A 1,580-nucleotide genomic window follows, 5' to 3' on the forward strand; every position below is an offset into this window, starting at 1 on the left:
GCGAATGACTGCTTTGCGCAGCCGAGTTGAGCGAATCGACCGTCTCAAATTGGCCGACAGCACCAGTTCGATGAACGTGCCACCGTGAGGGCGTTTGAATTCTCAGGGGCAGCTTTCCGGCGGTCTGTGAACGCGTACTGTCGGCCATCAAGAGACATTCGTCCGATCGGCTACCGAGACACTCCTATGGCGCCTTCGCTTTCGACACCGGTCATTTCGGCTGGGCGAAAGGCGCAGTCTTTCTGCGCCGATTATCGAATCGCATCTTTAATGCGCGTCGATGAAGGCGGTGACGTCGGCCAGAACCGGTGAGACCGTATTCGGCACCGCCGAAAACGACTCGACGATCGTATCGTGGCCGTAACCCGGATATTTTTTCAGTTCGACGGAGCCGCGATGCGCGCGCAGCGCGTCTGCGAAACGATCACTGTTATGCGGATCGACATCGGTATCCGCCGTGCCGGCGGCGAGCAACATCGGTGGCTCGTTTCCCGTGACGAATGCGATGGGCAGCGCCTGCTGGCGCAGTGCCGCCGGAAAGATCTCGTCCATGTGAGGGTCGCTCGTCGGAATTGCGGCGTACGGACCCGCGAGTCCGATCATCCCGGAGAGCGAGGTATTAGACATGCCCTGCACGGCCAGATAGCGCGGATCGGTCGCGAGCATAGCCGCCATATGCGCGCCGGAGGAATGTCCCATCACGAAAATGCGTTCGCGGTCGCCGCCGAATTCGCGCACATGATCGCGCGTCCAGCGCACGGCAGCAGCAGGGTCGTCGAGAAAGCCAGGGAAGACGGTCTCCGGATAGATGCGGTAATCCGCCGCGATCGTTACGATGCCTCGCGCGGCGAGCGCTTGCGCGACTCCGCGCGACTCCGAGCGATGACCACTTTGCCAAGCTCCGCCGTAGAAATACACGACGACGGGGTGGTTCGTGCGGGTGACGGACTCGGGCGCATATACGTCGAGCCGCTGGCGCGGCGCCTTGCCATAGGCGATGCCGCCCGGTTCGTCGTGCTCGCGCGCCCGAGACGCGATTATGCCGGCTGCGCATGCGGCCAGTGACAGTGAAATGAACCTTCGTCTCGCCATTGCACTCATGTTGCTATCGACCCGCGATTGTTATCGAAAAAGACGGCTGTCGCGCGCTTGAGCGAAGCAAGTCCGAAAACGAACGCGCCCTCGTTCATTGATATCGCGTCAGGCACGCAAGGCACTTGTGTCGACAGGTGATAGCAAGCCGTCGGCCGACTCGATCAGGACGCGGTCGGCCTCCGTCTTCGTGATTAAAGGACGCCTGAAAATGGCTGTCCGTGCGGAAGACATCGTTCGGAACAGTGAAGTCAGCGCCCGCGTGAGGGCCGGACCGCCCGCAAGGGCAATCCCACGAGTGACCGATGCACTCAAGAGCGCGACAAGAGCGCGACGTTTGAACCGCAATGCCACGACAGGCCATTCAGGGTCGAGACCTCCCGCTCCTACCCCGGAAGCCAAAAGCATCGGTTGAAGGGGAACATGAACAGCAGTCGCTGCTTGACTGACGAGGTATGTGTGCGACTGATGTCATCGATTGTTGATTC

At 60.8% G+C, this 1,580-nt stretch carries 1 protein-coding gene; it reads right to left on the bottom strand.

Going from position 1 to position 1,580, the window contains the following annotated elements; all coding sequences use genetic code 11:
* Positions 1-267: 267 nt before the first annotated feature.
* On the bottom strand, positions 268-1,092 hold the full coding sequence (locus M0D69_RS43565; RefSeq protein ID WP_301787970.1) for an alpha/beta hydrolase: 825 nt from the start codon (positions 1,090-1,092) through the stop codon (positions 268-270).
* Positions 1,093-1,580: the final 488 nt, after the last annotated feature.

The organism is Caballeronia sp. SEWSISQ10-4 2, assembly GCF_030464885.1.
Taxonomy (GTDB): Bacteria; Pseudomonadota; Gammaproteobacteria; order Burkholderiales; family Burkholderiaceae; genus Caballeronia.